Genomic DNA, 19,106 nt, shown 5'->3' with positions numbered 1-19,106 from the left:
AAGCTTCTCCTTAGTTTGCTGTTTTATAGTTTCACATATTTTAATTATTTAAAGTGCGAGTGTTTTAGCTCCATATTTTGGAATATATAAATCTAAAATAATGTTTATGTTTTTATTTTTATTCAACTTTTTCCCGCCGCAAAAAGTTGCAAAAAGTGCAAATGTTTTAGCTTTATATCTTGGAATATATAAAATAATATCTATATTTTGTATATCATAAAAAGCTATACTTTATTAAATGCAGTCCTTTTGCTTCTTTGGGTCACCAAAAGAAGTGGGGGTGTGTACCCTAAGGGCACGCTTCGCAGGGGGCAAAGCCACCACAAATAACAAAAAATTGCGGACTTCATCAAAGAACCAAAAAGGCTGCATTTTTAAGTATAAGTATTGTTTTATATCTATATTTTTACAATATAAAAACTACAGGCATTTTATTTTTATAAAAACATCTTATAAACTTTAATAGCCAAGCTTCCTTAGCCAATCCAAAACTCTACTTTTTGAGTTCTTTACTTCTGGTCTATACACCCCTATAGCCTCTAACACTTCGCAGTTTGCTGGAAGTAAGTTTTTTAAATCTCTTATTGTTCTTGAAAGTCCTCCTGTACCATGTGTGCAAAATGGTATTATTGTTTTGCCTGATAAATCATAGCTTTCAACAAATGTAAAAACTGCCATTGGGCATGTATACCACCAGTTCGGAAAGCCTAAAAATATAACATCATAATCATCAATGTTATTAACTCTGCCTACTAACGCTGGTCTTTCATTGTTGTCTCTCTCCCTTCTTGCCTGATTCAAACATTCATCATAATCGCTTGAATATTTATTTTGTGTCTTTATGCTAAATAAATCTCCTCCTGTCTCTTCAGCTATCCAATTAGCAATTAATTCGGCATTGCCCGGAGATAACACACTTGCAGAAGTTTCAGCGTCTACGTCAATAGATGAAGGATTTTCTACTATTGTGTTGTCTGACCATGTAAAATATGCTATTAATATTTTGTTTTGAGTGCCGTTAATATTCAGAGCATTAATGTTTTCTGAACTTTCTAAACTCTCAATATTAGAAACTATATAATCTTTTTTTTGAGTATCATTATTACTGCAAGATAACATAATTATTGATAAAAGCATAAATATTATTTTAAATACTCTCATTAATACACTCCTTAATAATTTTTTAGTTTGCAATTTAAAAAAACTTTATTTACTCTCTGATAATTCGCCGTACCACCAAGATGCTGTTACTCCCCCGTCCATAAGAAAATCGCTTCCAGAAATAAATGAACCTCTCTCTGTCATCAATAATTCAGCAACATTAGCAACATCGTCAGGAGTGCCTGCCCTTTTTGAAGGACAAAGCTCTAGCATTCTTTTATACATCGCTCCCCTTGGTCCGTTTAATTCATCGTTTGCTAATGGAGTTATTATTATGCCCGGGCTTATTGAGTTTAACCTTGCTCCCCTCTTGCCCCAATTGCTAGACTCATACATCACCCTAAGACAGTTGCATCTTTTTGATAATTGATAGGCTTTTAATGTGTCTGAAGCTTTTTCAAGTATTGGCAAAGATAATAATTGTTCTGTTGGAGTGGTAGCAAGTATTTTATTTTCTTCGTCTGTGAGAGAGCCCAAACGATAACCAGACTGAGAAGATATTATCACTCCGCTTCCTCCATCTTCTATCACCTTGCCGAACTCTTCAAGCAAAACTGCAGTTCCATATAAATCAACTTTCAAAATATCTTCGATAGACGCCTGAGATGGTGAAACGCCTGCAGCATTAACAAAATATTTTACTTTTCCTAAACCTTTTAAGAAATCTATAAGTTTTAAAATTGATTCTCTTGAAGAAATATCCGTTTCAAATACAGAAGTTTCAAACCCTGCATTGTATAATATTTGTGATTCTCTTTTAGCATTTTCTATATTGAAATCGGCAAGCACAATATGCTTTCCAATTCCTACTCTTCTTGCTATAGCAATTCCAATAGAACCCGCACCTATTAAAACAAGAACATCTTTTTTCATTTTTTAAATTCTCCTATAATTAAATTCTTATAATGTTTTAATTAATGTTTCTTAGCCACTCTCTAATACTATCTTCTGAACTATTTACTCTTCTTCCTGATATACTCAAGCTATCTAATATAGTAGAATTAGGGCATAAATTTTTTATATCGTTTATGCTTCTTCCAACTCCTCCGCCTCCATGAGTACATAAAGGAGCAATTTTCTTACCGCTGAAATTATGAGTTAATAATAATTGTTTTACCGCCTGAGGGATAGTGCCCCACCAATTAGGGTAACATAATATTATAGTGTCGTAGTTATCTAAATTATTTATATTAGCACTCAATCTTGGTAAAAAATTATCATTTAATTCTTTTCTTGCCTGATTCACAGTGTCATTATAAGAAGTTGGATAGCTTTCAGCAGTTTTTATTTCAAACATATCTGCTTGAGTGATGTTTTTAACCATATTGGCAGCGGTTCTAGTGTTTCCGCCCCAAGAGAAATACACTATTAAAGTTTTTGAGCTTTGAGCGTTTAATCCTCCAACTAATAATGTGCTTGAAATAAGCAATGACATTAACATTGTTTTAATTATTTTCATCATTATAAACCTTCCTTTAATGAATTTTTTATTTTAATTATTTGCAGGGCTTTGCCCCGCACCCCAGTTCTTTTATTGGTATAAAAGAACCAAAAGAACTACATTTTTATTATAAATTTTATAATTTAATTGTACATTAAAATGCACTCCCCCGCACGACTAAGAAGTTATAGTTAAAGCATAGCATTACCGTGCGGCAAGGTGGTATAGCTCGTACGCGGGAAAAAGAACAACAACTTTTTAATTATTTGAGAGGAACTCCCCCCTGTCAGCACAAATATAAAATGTAAAAACTAATTTTTCAGTATGTAACAACCTTTCTTAATACATCTCATTCTATATTATTAATTATTGTTATGGCGTTCAAGGTTCTTGGGTAGCCTATGTAAGGCAAACATTGTGTTACTGCTTCAAGCATCATATCTTTACTGTTGCCCATCTTAATATTGGCATTCGCATGTGCTGTCGCTTGAGGCTCTGCTCCCCCTAAAGATATTATCATTATAAATGTTAATAACTCTCTTGTTTGTAAATCTAAACCTTCTCTTGTGTAAAAATCTCCAAAACAATTAGCCGATAAAAAATTCTGTATATGCTTTTGATTAGGAGCAGCATTAGAATGAGCAGATAATATTATATCTCCAAATATGCTTACCTGTGTTTCTAAGCCCTTGTCAAATCTTGTATCTTCTGTAACGGTTGCCTGAGATTTTACTGTTATATTTTTTTGTTTAAAAACTTCATTTGCTTTTTCTAATGCAGCAAACACCCTCGGATAACCAACATAAGGAGCACATTGATATAATGCCTCTTTTATCTCCTCTCCGCTAGCCCCAACATTCAAAGCTATTTCAACATGCTCTTTTATCATATCAGTACCCTGTGAAGCTGTTAGAGAAACTAATGTTACAAGCTCTCTTAATTTAGGCTCTAATGTTGTGCCGTGATTATAAACTTCTCCATAAACAAAATTATTAAATATGCTCTCTAATTCTTCATCATTAGGCTTTGTTGAAGCGGCTTCTCTTTTCAAGAGTTCATTGTATTTAGTTTTTGCTTTTTCTGTCATAATTAGATTTCCTCCTTTGCTTTGCGAGTTTTCCACGCATGAAAATAAAATTAATGGCAAAATAATAATTTTTAATATATTTTTCATTTTAATCCTCCTATCCTAATTATTTTTTAATTTATATATAGTTCTTTAATTCGCCCTCTCAATTCGTATGTAAAAATCTCCTTTAATGTTTGAAAGTTTTTCTGCATCCAATGCATTTTCAAACTTACCTAAATAAATTAAATTATTTGAATATCTAAAGTTTTTATAAAATATGGCAATGTTTCCCCAAGGAGCATAGTATGTGATATCACCTGCTTTTGGATTTATGCCGTCTGGTTCATTTTGAGTATTTAATTTTTTGCTTAAATAAAATATTTTTTCTGTGGAGTTAAAATCTTCTGCTTTAACACTTAAAGGAAGAAGAGATAAAAAATCGTTTCCTGCTTTTGAATTGTTTATTACCGCATAAACTTCATTATTATTGAATGTTAATTTTATTCTAGTAGTTTGTGTAAAAGCGTTCATAGTGAATAACCCCGCAAATAATAAAAAAGCTGCAACAATTTTTTTCATAAATATTAAACCCTCTATTATTGATTAGTATATCTATAATACTCCTCATCAGTAACATGCTCCATCCAAGTAACATTATTTCCATTAGAATCTCCTGTAATAGCAATATGCTTCATAGGAGAATCATAAGAAGCACCATGCCAATGCTTAATATTAGAAGGGCAATATAAAGTATCCCCCGCTCTAAACTCTTGTATAGGTTTTCCTTCTTCCTGAGTAAGCCCTATTCCTTCAACAACTATTAAATGCTGGCCTGCTGGGTGAGTATGCCATGCACTTCTTGCCCCTGCCTGAAAAGTAACATAAGCTACAGAAAACTTAGATGTTTCATTTGGATTAGTTATAATTTCTACTTCAACATCTCCTGTAAAATAATCTGCTGAGCCTTTTGATTTTTGTCCTTCACCGTTTTTTATTAATACAGTTTCTGTTGGCGATTTTTGATAGGAATAAGAGTTTGAATTGTTTGAATTACATGATATTATCATAACCAATAATATAATTAATGCTACTATTTTCATATTTTCTCCTTTTTGTAATATTGTTCTTAACACTTGGCTTTATTCTAACTAAAAAGAGAAATATATCAAATACTTATGTCTTATAATTAATTATAACAAAAAAGTATATATATTTAGAGAATATAGTTTTTTTACACTCAATCAAAATATCATTTTCTATTAAATAAAAAAATATAAAAAAACTTTCTAAATCATTTGACATTGGAGTATACTCTAATGCTATAATATAATTAATAAAAATAAATAAGAGGTTATAAAATGAGTAAAAAAGTATTGATAATATCATCTAGCCCAAGAAAAGGCGGCAATTCTGATACATTATGCGATGAGTTTTTAAAGGGTGCTAAAGAAAAAGGACATAATGCTGAAAAAATATTTCTTAAAGATAAAAAAATTAATTACTGCGAAGATTGCGGAACTTGCTATAAAAATAATAAGCCTTGCGTACAAAAAGATGATATGGAAGGAATATTAGAGAAAATGGTTGAGGCTGATGTAATAGTAATGGCTACACCTGTTTACTTTTACACAATGAATGCTCAAATGAAAACATTTATAGACAGATGTGTTACTAGATATTTAGAAATCAAAAACAAAGATTTTTATTTTATCGCAACCGCTGCTACCGAAGATGAAAAAGAGATGGAGAGAACTATTGACGGTTTTAGAGGATTTTTGGATTGTTTAGAAGATATTAGAGAGAGAGGAATTATATTAGCACATAGCGTTTGGAATAAAGGCGAAATCAATGATAAAAAGTTCATGCAAGAAGCATACAATATGGGATTGAATGTTTGATTATTTAATTTTTAGGCTTAAAAAGTAAGTCATATAATTTATTTCAATATAATTAAGAAATTGGTATAGCTTTTTAAAATATGCCAATTTCTTTTTAACATATAGTAAAAAATGTAAGATAAATATATTTTGTATAAAATTAATTTTTTAATTTATGATATTTGCAGGGCTTTGCCCCGCACCCCAGTTCTTTTATTGGTATAAAAGAACCAAAAGAACTGCATTTAATGAAGTATAACTTTTTATGTATATACAAAATATAAATATTATTTTATATATTCCAAGATATAAAGCTAAAACATTTGCACTTTTTGGTTCTTTTGACGAAGTCCGCAAAGCGACCGAAGGAAGTGCCTGCGACCAAAGGGAGTCCTTCAGGGCGACCGTAGGAAGTACCTTTAGGTATTGGTGCGAAGGCGGGAAAAAGTTGAATAAAAAAATTGACAAAGTTAAAAATTTTCAGTATATATTCCAATATAGTGCATTGACTTTGAGAATTTCATGCATTGCAAATTATAATCATTTTAATTTATAATACCGCTTTTATTTTGCATATTTCAGATATTATTCCTATTTTTTATAATCTCTCAAAGTATCTTTTGATGAACCTATTGATTTTATTATTTATGATATAGTTATGATGTCCTCCCTTTATTGTTTTATGAGTTAATTTTAAGTTATTATTGAAATATATTAAATACTTATATCTTATAATTAGTTATAATAAAAAAGTATTGATAAATATTTGTTTTATGATTTTATAAAAAATTATAAAGAAGTATTTTCAAAAGATTCAAAAATATTATGAGATAAACTTTATAAAAAATAATTATTATTGTTTTTTTATAATAGTTCTAATTTTAAAAATCAAATGAATAATTTGCGATGCTGCTATAGTCATCATTATATATTCAAAATAAAAATATAAAGCATAAAATGAATGATTTTGTTTAGGTATAAGCAGCATAGAATTAATTATTTTGCTTGTTATAAAACAATATACACCCAAACATAATATTGCTGTAAATATTGCCGTATAAATATATTTAAAATATGTTTTATTTAAACTTGTATATATTTTTTTGAATATATTATGAGTATGCAGTCCTATATGAAGTATCATAAATATAAATCCCCATGCCGTTGATGATACATGTATATTTCTTGCAAACTGTGTTGATGTAAAAGGCGAAAATGCAAATATATCTCCAGACATCATAATAGAGCTTATTGCCATAATAATCATATCTAAAAATAATATCATATTTATTATTATGAACATTTTTTTAGCAAACGTATATTTGCCTTTAATTATAGTTCCATACCATTTTATATTTAAAATATGATGAAGTATAAATAAAACAAATAATGTAAAGCCTAGAATTCCATGCTGTGATAATCCTCTGCCGGGTCTGTAACTCATAAGGTAAATGAATATAATAAACATTACAATATCTATAATGATTTTAATAATTTTTTTTATTAATGTTTTCATATAATCTTCTCATATAACTAATATTTTATTAGGAGCCTCTAGTTGTTTATAATTAAACTAGAGGCTTATACAGACTTATAAATTTTTAATTATATTTATTAAATCATAAGCTGTAAAACTATATTAAAAAGTGAAACAAAATAAAAAATATATTATTATTTATTTCTCTTGAATGCCGTTTAATTTTAGCCAATCAGAAATTCTATTTTCTAATCCTCTTCCTCCTGAATAATTAAATTCTAATGCCAATCCTACATAAGCATTAGGTATAAGTTTAGCCAAATCAGATACACTTTCACCAAACATAGTACCTCCATGACTGCTGAATGTAATAACTGTTTTTCCTGTAAAATCATATTCTCTTATAAATGAAAATACAGGCATAGGCATAGTTGCCCACCAAGTAGGGTAGCCAAGTAATATTACATCATATTGCGACATGTTATTTACATGCTGAGTTAATTCCGGATAAACATTTCTATTTAAATCTATTTGAGATACTTCATATATATTTCCTCTGCCTCTGTATGGCGTTTTCATTTCAATTTCTATTATATCCGCACCTGTTTTTTGTTTTATAATATTTGCTGCATTTCTAGTATTTCCAGAGTAAGAAAAATATGCTATTAATATTTTTGGATTTTTTGGTATTTCTATATTTAATGAATGTCTTGTTGCTATAACATCATTAATTGCATTTGCATTTCTTGCTATTCTAAATCCAGTATTTCTGTCAGTACTTAAAGGATTGCATGCAGAACGATATGCAGACCTTAAATGTTTTGCAAAATCAATATAGCTTCCGCCTCTGCTTACTCTTAAATATCCATTACTTGCTCCGGTAGGATTATTTTTATTTGCTATGTCATATTCTCCATAATAATCAAAGCACCATTCAGAAACATTTCCATGCATATTATAAAGTCCAAATTGATTTGGGCTTAAACTATCAACTTCTATAGTTTCTCCTCTGTAACGGCTTGTTTTTACATTAGGATTATGATGGTTAACATAATTTTCTTCTATAAGATAAGGATAGCTCCCTTCAAAATTAGCATTATCACTTGTAATATGATTAACTGAATTAAATATGGTTCTTGTACCTGCTCTTGCAGCATATTCCCATTCTGCTTCTGTTAAAAGTCTGTAACCGTTGGCACTTCTATCCCAAGTTACATTATTGCCATTTATTATATATACAGGTTTTAGTCCTCTCATTTCACTTAATCTGTTGCAGTATTCTACAGCATCATACCAAGTGATATTTTCTACAGGTAAATTTTCTCCTTTAAAATAGCTTGGATTTTCTCCCATTACTGTTTGATAATCTTTTTGTGTAACTTCATAAGGATCTGCATAAAATGGATTTATTATAACTTCATGCAAAACTTCATCTTTATCTCGTTGAGCTTCATTGTCTGGACTTCCCATCATGAAGCTGCCGCCTTTTAATAATATAAAACCGTCATTAACCATTTGAATATCTCCTGAATTGTTTATATTAATATCTTGAGCAAAAATTTTTTGTTCAGGTATTATATTGTTATTGTTTTTTTGTGATGTAAAAAATATTATACCAGCTATTAAAATAATACTTAAAACGGTGAATGTTGATGTTATTTTTTTATTTTTCATAAATTTATCCTCCATTGATTAATAAAAATTATGAATATTTATTAATTTATACTTTTATAAGCAGCATACTGTAAGTTATTAACATTATTAGTGTTATAATGGAAATAGTTTTATATCTCTGCTTCTTTATGTATTAATAAATTGTATTCTGATTTTATCATTAGAGTGAACTTCAATGTCAATAGCTAATTATTATAATTTTTAATTTTTTTATAATTTTTTATTGAAAATATATTATGGATAAAGTTTTTATATACACTAAAAATTTTTAAGTTTGTCAATTTTTATGTTGTTCTTTTTCCCGCAGCTACACGGTGCGGACTTCGTCAAAGAACCAAAAAGTGCGAGTATTTTAGCTTTACATTTTTAAATATATGAAATAGTATTTATATTTTGTATATATCTAAAAAATTATACTTTATTAAATGCATTCCTTTTGGTTCTTTGGGACACCAAAAGAAGTGGGGGTGTGTACCCTAAGGGCACGCTTCGCAGGGGGCAAAGCCACCACAAATAAAAAAATTAAAAATACATTTATAAATCTATGAGGTACTATAATGGACATAAAAGCTTTGAAATATTTTCTAATTTCCGCAAGAGAAGGAAGCATCACAAAAGCAGCAAACTCTCTTAATCTCACTCAGCCTAACCTATCAAGACAAATTTCTAATTTAGAAAAAGAAATAGGAAAGAAATTGTTTATTAGAAGCAACTACACCATAAAACTCACCTCCGACGGAATGCTTCTAAAAAAAAGAGCTGAAGAGATTATTGACTTGATGGAAAAAACTAAAAAAGAGTTTAAATCCTCTGATGAAATTATAGCAGGCGACATTCATATAGGAAGTGCTGAAACTTATTATGTTAAGCTTATTGCTGATGTTATAAAAAATATGAGAGAGGAGTATCCTAATATAATTTATCATATACATAGCGGTGCATATTCAGAGATTACAGAAAAACTTGACAAAGGGCTTTTGGATTTTGGAGTTGTGATAGGTAATTTTGACTCTTCCAAATATGAATGCTTGGAGATACCATACAAAGAAGTTTATGGACTATTAATGAAAAAAGATTCGCCTCTGTCAAAAAAGAAATTTATAGAAAAAAAAGATTTGCTTAACATACCTATAATGTGCCCTAAGATATTTTTTAACAATAGAATGCAAACTTCAAAGTTTGATGAATGGATAGGAAAAGATTTTGACAAATTAAATATTATATTAACCTACAATCTTATTTACAATGCCGCCATTATGGCTGAAGCGAATATTGGATATGTTGTAACTATGGATAAACTAGTAAACAATTCAGAAGAACTTTGCTTTGTTCCATTTAAGCCGAAATTGGAAATAGAATCGAGGGTTATATGGAAGCGAAACCAAATATTTTCAGAGGCATCAAAAGTGTTCTTGGGCAAGCTAAGAAATAGATTATAAAAATATTAGTTTATATAAAAAAATTATATTTTGATTTTTTTTATTKTTCTTTTTCCCGCCGCAAAAAGAACCAAAAAATGCAAGCGTTTTAACTTTGTATATTAGTAATATGTATGAAATAAATGAATGTGAAATAATATTTATATTTTTATACATAAAAAGCTATACTTTATTAAATGCAGTCCTTTTGCTTCTTTGGGACACCAAAAGAAGTGGGGTCTGGGGCAAAGCCCCAGATATTAAGATAAAATATAATCATTAAACTTATTTGTTCTTTTTATAAGCATTATATTCTTCATCAGTAACATGCTCTAACCAAGTTACATTGTTACCGTCTTTATCGCCTGTTATCGCAATATGCTTCATTCTGCAATCTGGTGAAGCTCCATGCCAATGCTTTTTATCTTTTGGACAATATAATGCCTCTCCTTTGTGAAACTCTAAAACTTCTCCGCCCTCTTCTTGTGTGAGTCCTATTCCTTCAACTACTATCAAATGCTGACCGCAAGGGTGAGTATGCCATGCTGTTCTTGCACCTGCCTCAAATGTCACATAGGCTACAGAGAAATGTGAATCTTCATTAGCCTCTGTGAGAATCTCTACTTCAACATCGCCTGTAAAATATTCTTTAGCTCCTTTAAACTTTTTACCTTCTCCGTTTTTTATAAGAACAGTTTTTTCTGGTGATTTTTGATATTTATAATCCGGCATTTCATTTTCTCCTTTATTTTATTATTTTATCTTTACAAATATATCCTTAACCCATTTTCTTATTTCACTCTCAGCACTCGTTGCAGAACTTCCGTACACGCTTAATATTTTTGCTACCTGTTTAGATTTTGATTCTTTTTCTATATCTCTTTTAATGCTTCCACACCCTCCGCCTCCATGCGTACAGAAAGGCATTATTATTTTATTTGAAAAGTCAAAACTATTTAGAAATGTATTTAACGGAGGAGCCATTGTGTTCCACCAGTTTGGAGTTCCTGCAAATATAATATCATAATCGTCTATGCTCTTTATGGTGTTTTTTAATTTTGGTTTATGCCCGCTATTTATATCTCTTTTAGCTTCGTTTAATACGGTGCTGTAGTTTGGCGAATATGCTTTCTCAGGCTCTGTATTAAAAAAATCTACCACAGTATTTTGTGATTCTTCTTTTATAATTTTTGCTATAGAGTCAGCAAGTTTTTTAGTGTTTGCTGAATGCGAATAATACGCTATCAATATTTTCATTTTAAGCTCCTATTATTTTTTTATTTAATAGACTTACTTCAAAACAACTTGATAAGATTATTTAATATTAAAAAGTATATAATTAATTGTAATAAACATGCAGCCTTTTTGGTTCTTTGCGGCTGCAAAAGAACTGGGGTGCGGGGCAAAGCCCTGCAAATAATAAAAAACTTAAAATTTTTAGTATATAGTTAAATAACTATATTTCATAATGTAAGTTTTTATTTTATTCAACTTTTTCCCGTAGCAAAAAGTTGCAAAAAGTACAAGTATTTAAATTTATATCTAAGAAATTATATAAAATAATACTAATTATATTTTATATACTAAATATTAAATCAAAAACAATATAAATATCTATTAATTTGTTTTGAAATAAATCTAAAACTTATAAAATTATTTTCCCACTATCTCCAAATGCTCCTTCGGATATCTATCGCCCTCTATCGTTATTTGTGATATAGCTTCGTTTATCTTGTTTAATTCCTCCTTGCTAAACTCCACATTAACAGAATAGGCATTCTCTTTTAATCTCTCTGTTTTGCTTGCACCAAATATTGGCACTATAAACGGTTTTTGATGAAGCACCCAAGCTAATGCTATTTGAGCCTTTGATACATTTTTGGCTTTAGCAATCTCTTCCAAAATATCAATCAATGCTTTGTTCTTATCAAAATTTTCTTTTTGAAATCTTGGTATAGAACTTCTAAAATCATTTTTTGAAAAGTCGCTGTTAAGCTTGCCTGTTAAAAAACCTTTACCTAATGGAGAGAAAGGCACAAAACCAATATTTAATTCTTCTAATAACGGTATAATCTCTTTTTCCGGCTCCCTCCAAATCATAGAATATTCGCTTTGTATGGCTGTGAGTTTGCATACTTCATTAGCTTTTTTTATGCTGTTTGCTCCTGCCTCTGAAATGCCCCAATGTTTAATTTTGCCTTCTTTTATTAATTCTTTCATTGTCTCTGCCGCTTCTTCAATAGGCGTGTTAGGGTCAACTCTGTGAAGATAATACAAATCAATATAATCAGTTTTCAGTCTTTTTAATGAACCTTCAACAGATGATATTATAGTCTCTTTTCTGCCATCTAACATAGGCTTTCCATTTACAGTTTTTATTCCGCACTTCGTAGCTATTACAACTTTATCTCTTAGGCCCTCTAATGCTTCGCCTACAATCTCCTCGTTTTTGTATGGACCATAGGCTTCCGCTGTGTCAAAAAAATTAATGCCTAATTCTATAGCTTCATGTATGATAGATATTAATTGTTTTTTATCATAATTCTCATCATACACTACACCATAACCCATACAGCCTAAACCAACGGCTGAAACTTCTAAATCTCCAAGTTTTCTTTTTTGCATATTAATAACTCCTTATTATTTATTTATATCGTTTATATAATTTAAATTAATATTTTAATTAATACCAGTCATGCTTTTCATTGCGGTTAAGCTCTGATATTCTTCTCATCTCATCATCGCTTAACTCAAAATCATATAACTCTGTGTTTTCTATTATATGAGCCCTATTGCTTGAACCGGGTATTACAATCACTCCCCTCTGTAAATGCCATCTTAATATAATTTGAGCAACAGATTTATTATGCTCTTTAGCTATCTCTTTTAATACACTATCATTTAAAAGCTCTCTTTGATGACCTCTTCCCCCCAATGGATACCACGCTTGAACAGCTATTCCCAAACTTTGAATATATTCCACCACTTCAGTATCTTGATAATATGGGTGTATTTCGTTTTGAACCAAAGCAGGCATAATATTTATTTTTGGTAAGAACTCTTTTAATTCTTTTATATACCAATTAGAAAGACCAATGGATTTTATCTTTCCTTCTTTTACAGCTTTCTCTATTGCCTTATACGCTTCAACATCATTGTTACCCGGGTGATGAAGAAGCATCATATCAATATAGCCTAATTTTTTTAACGCTTCATTTATTGCATTTTCGGCATCATTATACTGATTAGGATATAGCTTTGTAATAACAAAAATATCTTTTCTATCAATCTTAGAATCTCTCACAGCTCTTGCAACCTCCTCTTCATTGCGGTATATATAAGCCGTGTCAATTAATCTCACCCCATTTTGTAAAGCATAAAGCACAGAGTTGTAGCAAACATCATTTAATAAGCTGTATGTGCCTATTCCATTTAAAGGTATTTCATAACCATTATTTAGTTTAACAGTTTTTGTATTGAAGTTAAAATTGCCTTTCATATTATTATCCTCTGCTTTTATGTTTATTGATGTTATAAAAATTAGTAATAAAGTTATAAAAGTATTTTTCATTATTTTTCCTTTTATAAAGAATGCACTTATCATGCATAAAAATAAGATACAGTTATATTTTATATCTGGGGCTTTGCCCCCTGCGAAGCGTGCCCGTAGGGTAAGACCCCACTTCTTTTGCGACCGAAGGAAGTGCCCTTGCGGCGTGCCACAAAGAAGCAAAAAGGCTATTTTTTTATTTAAAATAATTTATTCTATATTAAAATAATTAGTATGATTTAATACTTTTACTGAAGCTATTCAAGAATGAAATCAATATAATAATAAAAAATACTAAATCTTATAATTGCATAAATATCTTACTGTTTCAATATCTGTGTGCGATAAAAATAAACTCTGCTTAGTGTCTAGTTTGGAAATTTCTTTCATGTCATTGTCATCCAACTCAAAATCAAACACATTAAAGTTTTCTGCAATCCTCTCTTTGTGTACGCTCTTAGGTATCACAACAACATCTCTCTTTATAAGCCAATTTAATATAACTTGAGCAACTGTTTTGTTATGTTTACTTGCTATTTTTTTAAGTACTTCATTAGTAAACATATTATTTCTGCCCTCAGCAAATGGTCCCCAAGACTCTATTTGAATATTATACTCTTTCATAAGTTTGTTGTCTTCTTCCCTTTGAAAGAATGGATGCGTTTCAATTTGATTAACCATAGGAGCTGTTTTATTATGCATAACAAAATCTAATAATCTATCAGGATAAAAATTGCACACCCCTATAGCTTTAATTTTTCCTTCGTTATACAAATCTTCCATAGCCCGCCAAGAGCCGTAATAATCTCCAAAAGGCTGATGTATCAAATATAAATCCAAATAATCTAAATTAAGCTTATTCATAGAAACTTCAAAAGCCTTTTTAGCATTATCATAACCAGCATCGCTTATCCATAATTTTGTGGTGATGAATAATTCTTTTCTGTCTACTCCGCTTTCTTTTATGGCGTCTCCTACCGCTTTTTCATTGTTGTATGCTGATGCTGTGTCTATTAATCTGTATCCTGCCTCAATTGCATTAAGTACCGACTTCTTACATTCCTCATAATCTGGTATTTGAAAAACACCAAAACCTAGTATAGGCATTTCAAGCCCATTACTTAATTTTACTTTTTTCATACAAAACTCCTTTAAAAATCCTCTTTTATGCATGAACTTATTTTATGAACTTAGTTTTTTCTTAAATATTATTTTCAAAAAACTAGTTCGCACTAAAAGTTATTTCTATGCTCCCCCTTCCAAGCGAATCTTTTAAGCCGTCTGTATTTTCTATATATCCAATTCTTGTATAGCTGTATGATGTTGAAAAACTTTCATAAAACAAAACCAAACAATTATTGCCGTATAACATAAAGTCTCCTCTTTTTATACTGCCTACCCTTTCGCTTTTTGTTGTAAGTGTTGTGCTTAGATTATGATATTTTTCATTGCTGTTTAAATCATTCATTGTAATTGTGAGCGGAAGCATTCTTAAAAAATCTCTAGCTGTGTCATTATCATACAATATTAATTTGTATTCTTTGCTGTTGATTGTTAAGGTAACATAATTATTTAATGTGTTCATAGTTGTACTATCTCCATAAATAGAATTATTACATGCTGTCATTATAAAAATTAAAAAACTTAATAATATTTTCATTTTTTTATCCTCATTCTAATTTAATTATTTCTTTGACAATTTTATTTCACACTCTCTCATCTTTGTATCATAATTATCTATCTTGTAATTTAATTTTTCTAAAGTATCTTTAAGCTCATTAATTTTAGTTTCTATTATCTCTCTCTGGTCTAATAGTAATTGCTTTCTTGCTTCTATTGTGGCATCACCTTTGTTGTAGAGTTTTTTATATTCTATCAATGATTCTATACCCATTCCGGCACTTCGCATGCATTTAGCAAACTCTATCCAACCTATATCATAATCAGTATAATTTCGTATACCGCTTTCGGTTCTCTCTACTTCTGGTATAAGGCCTATTCTCTCATAATACCTCAAAGTATCGGTTGATAAATCTGTCTTTTTGCTTACTTCAGCTATTGTCATAATTTACCCCTAGTCTTTTTTGTTTTAATTATAGCATTAGAGTTTACTCCAATGTCAAGACTTAATAGTAGTTTAAATTATTATAGAATTATATCAAATACTTATGTTTTATAATTATTTATAACCAAAAGGCATGGAGGAGTATAGCTTTTTATATACACGAAAATATAGATATTATTTTATATATTCCAAAAAGATAAAGCTAAAACACTCGCACTTTTTGGTTCTTTTTGCTGCGGGAAAAAGAACAATAAAATTTTTATCTTTTTATTATTTGTGGGGACTAGCCCCCACACCCCCACTTCTTTTGGCGACCGAAGGAAGTGCCTGCGACCAAAGGGAGTCCTTCAGGACGACCGTAGGAAGTACCTTTAGGTATGGGTATGACCCAAAGAAGCAAAAGGACTGCATTTTTATTATAAATTTCATAATTTAATTGTACATTAAAAGGCACTCCCCCGCACTACTAAGAAGTTATAGTTAAAGCATAGCATTACCGTGCGGCAAGGTGGTACAGCTCGTACGCGGGAAAAAGTTGAATAAAAACAAAAACATAAATTATAGTTATTTAAATATACATTAAAAAAATTTTAAGTTTTCAAATTTACTGTTTGCAAAGCTTTGCCCCTGCAAATAATAAAAAAGCTTAAAAATTTTTAGTATACATCAAAAAATATAACTTCACCCTTCTTCTGAAATTATATAGTCGCTAGCACTGTAAAGCGAACCTATCACTAATGCAGGTATATTTTTCTCCTTAGATATCTTTTTCATCTCTTCTACCGCCAAGTCAAAACTCTCTATATGATACACATTCTCTTTTTCTTTTAAATATTCATAAGTTTTAAAACTGTCAGAGTTTTTATATTTTGATTTCGTAGAACTTATTATAATTATGTCTTCACTCTCTTTTAATATCTCGCACATTCCGCCGACATCTTTTTCGCTTATAGGGGCAAATAATATCACCACACTATCATACCATTTATAAATAGTCTTTAATATTCTGCTTAATGATTTCGCATTATGAGCACCGTCTACTATAATGTCTGGATTCCTCTCTATAAAAGTTAATCTTGCCTTTATATTAAAATTGCGAAGTGAGTCTATTGCTTTTTCTATATTTTCTTTTTTATCTTCTAACAATGTAAAAGCCTTAAATGATAATGCTATATTTTCGCTTTGATGTTCTCCTAAAAGTGTTGTTGTAAAATGATATTTGTTTTCTTTTTCTATATAATCAAACTCTAATATTTTGCTTGTATTTTTTATTATATTAGAACAAAAGTCTTTATTAAATACATATAGCTTGCAGTTTTTTTCTTTTGACACATTTTCTATTATCTCAATAGAGTTTTTCTCTTGCATTGCTGATATCACTATAGAATTATTTTTTATAATGCCAGCCTTTTGATAAGTTATCTCTTCTATGGTGTTTCCCAATATATCCACATGATCATAAGAAATAGAAGTTAATATGCTAATAGAAGAATCTACAATATTGGTGCAGTCAAACCTCCCTCCAATGCCAACCTCTATACAAGCATAATCCACTTTGTTAATAAAAAAGTAATACAAACCTATTATAGTAAAAAACTCAAAAACTGTTATACTCTCATCAAGCTTATTTTCTTCAATTATGCCCTTTATCTTTTTTACTATAGAAATAAAATCATTCTCGCTAATCCATTCATCATTAATAGATATTCTCTCTCTCTCGTTTATGATGTGGGGAGATATAAAAGCACCTGTTTTGTAATTGCAGGCGCTAAGCATATGAGCCAAACTTAAAGTAGCAGAGCCTTTTCCTTTCGTGCCTGTTATGTGTATTATTTTAAAAGTTTGTTTATAGCCTAATATATTTAAAATGTTTTCTACATTGCTTATATGATTATTATTTTTTTTATGAAGATTTTTTTTATTCATAAAAGAGTATAGATAATCTAAAGCATCATTAATATTTTCCATATTTAAGTTTTCCGTTTCTTTTATTAAAATATATATTAAAAATTTTTTCAATTTATCAAAATACAAATATTGTTTTATATTTTTAGATATTCCTAATATTTATAAAAAAAACATTTGCACTTTTTGGTTCTTTTGACGAAGTCCGCACAGCGAAGGCGGGAAAAAGAACAATAAAAAAATTTAATAAAATATAATCACTAATATATACTAAAAAAATTGAATTTTGTCAAAATTTAGTTTTTAAATTTGTGTTATTTGCAGGGCTTTGCCCCGCACCCCACTTCTTTTGGTGACCCAAAGAAGCAAAAGGACTGCATTTAATAAATTATAGCTTTTTATGTATATAAAAACATAGATATTATTTTATATATTCCAAAATATAAAGCTAAAAACACTCGCACTTTTTGGTTCTTTTGACGAAGTCCGCACCACGACCGAAGGAAGTGCCTGCGACCGAAGGGAGTCCTTCAGGGCGACCGTAGGAAGTACCTTTAGGTATGGGTGCGAAGGCGGGAAAAAGAACAAGAAAATTTTTATATTTTTTGTTGTTTGTGGTGGCTTTGCCCCCTGCGAAGCGTGCCCTTAGGGTACACACCCCCACTTCTTTTGCGACCGAAGGAAGTGCCGGAGGCGTGACCCAAAGAAGCAAAAAGGCTATATTTTTAGCCATACATATATTTTATATTATTAAAATATAATTGGTATTATTTTTGATTATTTTTTTAGTCGTCAAATTTCTGACCCATTAATTGACCATCTGCTGAAATATATAATTCCATCATGTTATTGAGTTTTACTTTATAATTGCCCCACTCTTTCTCTATTTCTATAATTATAGAAGAAGGATAGGTCTTATCAACAACGTTTGCTATATTGGCAGGAAGCACAGTCTTAGGCACACCCATATATTCACCGTCAATGCTTTTCCAATCGCCGTTCATAAAAAAGTCTATAGAAACTCCATTAGATAAATCCACCTCAAACTTGCCGTCATCACGCTCTACCTTCCATATTGTAACACCCGGATAGGTGGAAGCAATGAAGGCTTGGGCTTTTTGAGGCAATGAAGAAGCTGGAACCATCCAATCATCAGCAAACAATGCAGAAGACAGCATTACAAAAACGATAATTATAAGTGAATATCTTTTTTTAGCCATCAATAATAAACTCCCTAACTATAATATACAAAAAATCTCAAGAAATGTCAATATTTATTTACATTTTTTTACTTTTTTTTTACAGTTTAGCATGATATTTATGTCTTTCATACCTAATGATTAAAAATCGTAATAAAAATCATATTAATTATAAGAAAAATCATAAAAAATTAGAAAAAAATTTACAAAAAATCATAAAAATACAAAAATCAAGCTTATAAATCATTATAAAAATTGAATTTATTATAA

Annotated in this window: 19 protein-coding genes; 2 read left to right on the top strand and 17 right to left on the bottom strand. The window is 29.9% G+C overall.

Annotation, left to right across the window (positions count from 1 at the left end; all coding sequences use genetic code 11):
• Positions 1-459: 459 nt before the first annotated feature.
• The 6 genes from GQX97_RS08945 to GQX97_RS08920 all read right to left on the bottom strand — a co-directional run bounded on the left by GQX97_RS08945 (position 460) and on the right by GQX97_RS08920 (position 4,738).
• Positions 460-1,161, bottom strand: a complete 702-nt coding sequence (locus tag GQX97_RS08945) for a flavodoxin (protein ID WP_157151596.1) — start codon at positions 1,159-1,161, stop codon at positions 460-462.
• Between the two features lie 45 nt (positions 1,162-1,206).
• On the bottom strand, positions 1,207-2,034 hold the full coding sequence (locus tag GQX97_RS08940) for an SDR family oxidoreductase (protein ID WP_157151595.1): 828 nt from the start codon (positions 2,032-2,034) through the stop codon (positions 1,207-1,209).
• A gap of 37 nt (positions 2,035-2,071) precedes the next feature.
• On the bottom strand, positions 2,072-2,623 hold the full coding sequence (locus GQX97_RS08935; RefSeq protein WP_157151594.1) for a flavodoxin: 552 nt from the start codon (positions 2,621-2,623) through the stop codon (positions 2,072-2,074).
• Between the two features lie 328 nt (positions 2,624-2,951).
• On the bottom strand, positions 2,952-3,776 hold the full coding sequence (locus tag GQX97_RS08930) for a carboxymuconolactone decarboxylase family protein (protein ID WP_157151593.1): 825 nt from the start codon (positions 3,774-3,776) through the stop codon (positions 2,952-2,954).
• A gap of 45 nt (positions 3,777-3,821) precedes the next feature.
• The gene (locus GQX97_RS08925) at positions 3,822-4,250 is read right to left on the bottom strand and encodes a cyclophilin-like fold protein (RefSeq protein WP_157151592.1); all 429 of its coding nucleotides are present in this window, start codon (positions 4,248-4,250) and stop codon (positions 3,822-3,824) included.
• 17 nt (positions 4,251-4,267) lie between these two features.
• Complete coding sequence (locus GQX97_RS08920; RefSeq protein ID WP_232473320.1) at positions 4,268-4,738, bottom strand: cupin domain-containing protein; 471 nt, start codon at positions 4,736-4,738, stop codon at positions 4,268-4,270.
• A gap of 291 nt (positions 4,739-5,029) precedes the next feature.
• Here GQX97_RS08920 and GQX97_RS08915 point away from each other — a divergent pair, with 291 nt between their 5' ends.
• Positions 5,030-5,569: a flavodoxin family protein gene (locus GQX97_RS08915; protein ID WP_157151590.1), complete on the top strand. Its 540-nt coding sequence runs from the start codon at positions 5,030-5,032 to the stop codon at positions 5,567-5,569.
• A gap of 832 nt (positions 5,570-6,401) precedes the next feature.
• On the opposite strand, the gene GQX97_RS08910 is transcribed toward GQX97_RS08915, so the two are convergent.
• Both GQX97_RS08910 and GQX97_RS08905 read right to left on the bottom strand, forming a co-directional pair.
• The gene (locus GQX97_RS08910; RefSeq protein WP_157151589.1) at positions 6,402-7,064 is read right to left on the bottom strand and encodes a DUF4405 domain-containing protein; all 663 of its coding nucleotides are present in this window, start codon (positions 7,062-7,064) and stop codon (positions 6,402-6,404) included.
• 159 nt (positions 7,065-7,223) lie between these two features.
• Positions 7,224-8,699 (bottom strand): flavodoxin, encoded by a 1,476-nt coding sequence (locus tag GQX97_RS08905; RefSeq protein WP_157151588.1) that lies wholly within the window; start codon positions 8,697-8,699, stop codon positions 7,224-7,226.
• Positions 8,700-9,256: 557 nt separating this feature from the next.
• On the opposite strand from GQX97_RS08905, the gene GQX97_RS08900 reads away from it, so the two are divergent.
• Positions 9,257-10,138, top strand: coding sequence for a LysR family transcriptional regulator (locus GQX97_RS08900; protein ID WP_157151587.1), 882 nt, complete (start codon positions 9,257-9,259; stop codon positions 10,136-10,138).
• A 264-nt stretch (positions 10,139-10,402) separates the two neighbouring features.
• Here the strand turns inward: GQX97_RS08900 and GQX97_RS08895 are convergent, their stop codons facing one another.
• The 9 genes from GQX97_RS08895 to GQX97_RS08855 form a co-directional block, all read right to left on the bottom strand.
• On the bottom strand, positions 10,403-10,849 hold the full coding sequence (locus GQX97_RS08895) for a cupin domain-containing protein (protein ID WP_157151586.1): 447 nt from the start codon (positions 10,847-10,849) through the stop codon (positions 10,403-10,405).
• A gap of 21 nt (positions 10,850-10,870) precedes the next feature.
• Complete coding sequence (locus tag GQX97_RS08890; RefSeq protein ID WP_157151585.1) at positions 10,871-11,374, bottom strand: flavodoxin; 504 nt, start codon at positions 11,372-11,374, stop codon at positions 10,871-10,873.
• Positions 11,375-11,770: 396 nt separating this feature from the next.
• Positions 11,771-12,742: an aldo/keto reductase gene (locus GQX97_RS08885; RefSeq protein WP_157151584.1), complete on the bottom strand. Its 972-nt coding sequence runs from the start codon at positions 12,740-12,742 to the stop codon at positions 11,771-11,773.
• Between the two features lie 58 nt (positions 12,743-12,800).
• On the bottom strand, positions 12,801-13,688 hold the full coding sequence (locus GQX97_RS08880; protein WP_157151583.1) for an aldo/keto reductase: 888 nt from the start codon (positions 13,686-13,688) through the stop codon (positions 12,801-12,803).
• A gap of 273 nt (positions 13,689-13,961) precedes the next feature.
• Positions 13,962-14,807, bottom strand: coding sequence for an aldo/keto reductase (locus tag GQX97_RS08875; RefSeq protein WP_157151582.1), 846 nt, complete (start codon positions 14,805-14,807; stop codon positions 13,962-13,964).
• 82 nt (positions 14,808-14,889) lie between these two features.
• On the bottom strand, positions 14,890-15,327 hold the full coding sequence (locus tag GQX97_RS08870) for a cyclophilin-like fold protein (protein ID WP_157151581.1): 438 nt from the start codon (positions 15,325-15,327) through the stop codon (positions 14,890-14,892).
• A 24-nt stretch (positions 15,328-15,351) separates the two neighbouring features.
• On the bottom strand, positions 15,352-15,732 hold the full coding sequence (locus GQX97_RS08865; RefSeq protein ID WP_157151580.1) for a MerR family transcriptional regulator: 381 nt from the start codon (positions 15,730-15,732) through the stop codon (positions 15,352-15,354).
• A gap of 681 nt (positions 15,733-16,413) precedes the next feature.
• The gene (locus tag GQX97_RS08860; RefSeq protein ID WP_157151579.1) at positions 16,414-17,700 is read right to left on the bottom strand and encodes a folylpolyglutamate synthase/dihydrofolate synthase family protein; all 1,287 of its coding nucleotides are present in this window, start codon (positions 17,698-17,700) and stop codon (positions 16,414-16,416) included.
• A gap of 722 nt (positions 17,701-18,422) precedes the next feature.
• Complete coding sequence (locus tag GQX97_RS08855; RefSeq protein WP_157151578.1) at positions 18,423-18,857, bottom strand: PepSY-like domain-containing protein; 435 nt, start codon at positions 18,855-18,857, stop codon at positions 18,423-18,425.
• Positions 18,858-19,106 lie beyond the last annotated feature (249 nt).

Origin of the sequence: Brachyspira sp. SAP_772 (assembly GCF_009755885.1) — a bacterium.
Lineage (GTDB): Bacteria > Spirochaetota > Brachyspiria > Brachyspirales > Brachyspiraceae > Brachyspira.
Note: the sequence above shows the minus strand (reverse complement) of the source record. Positions and strands in the feature narration are given on the sequence as shown.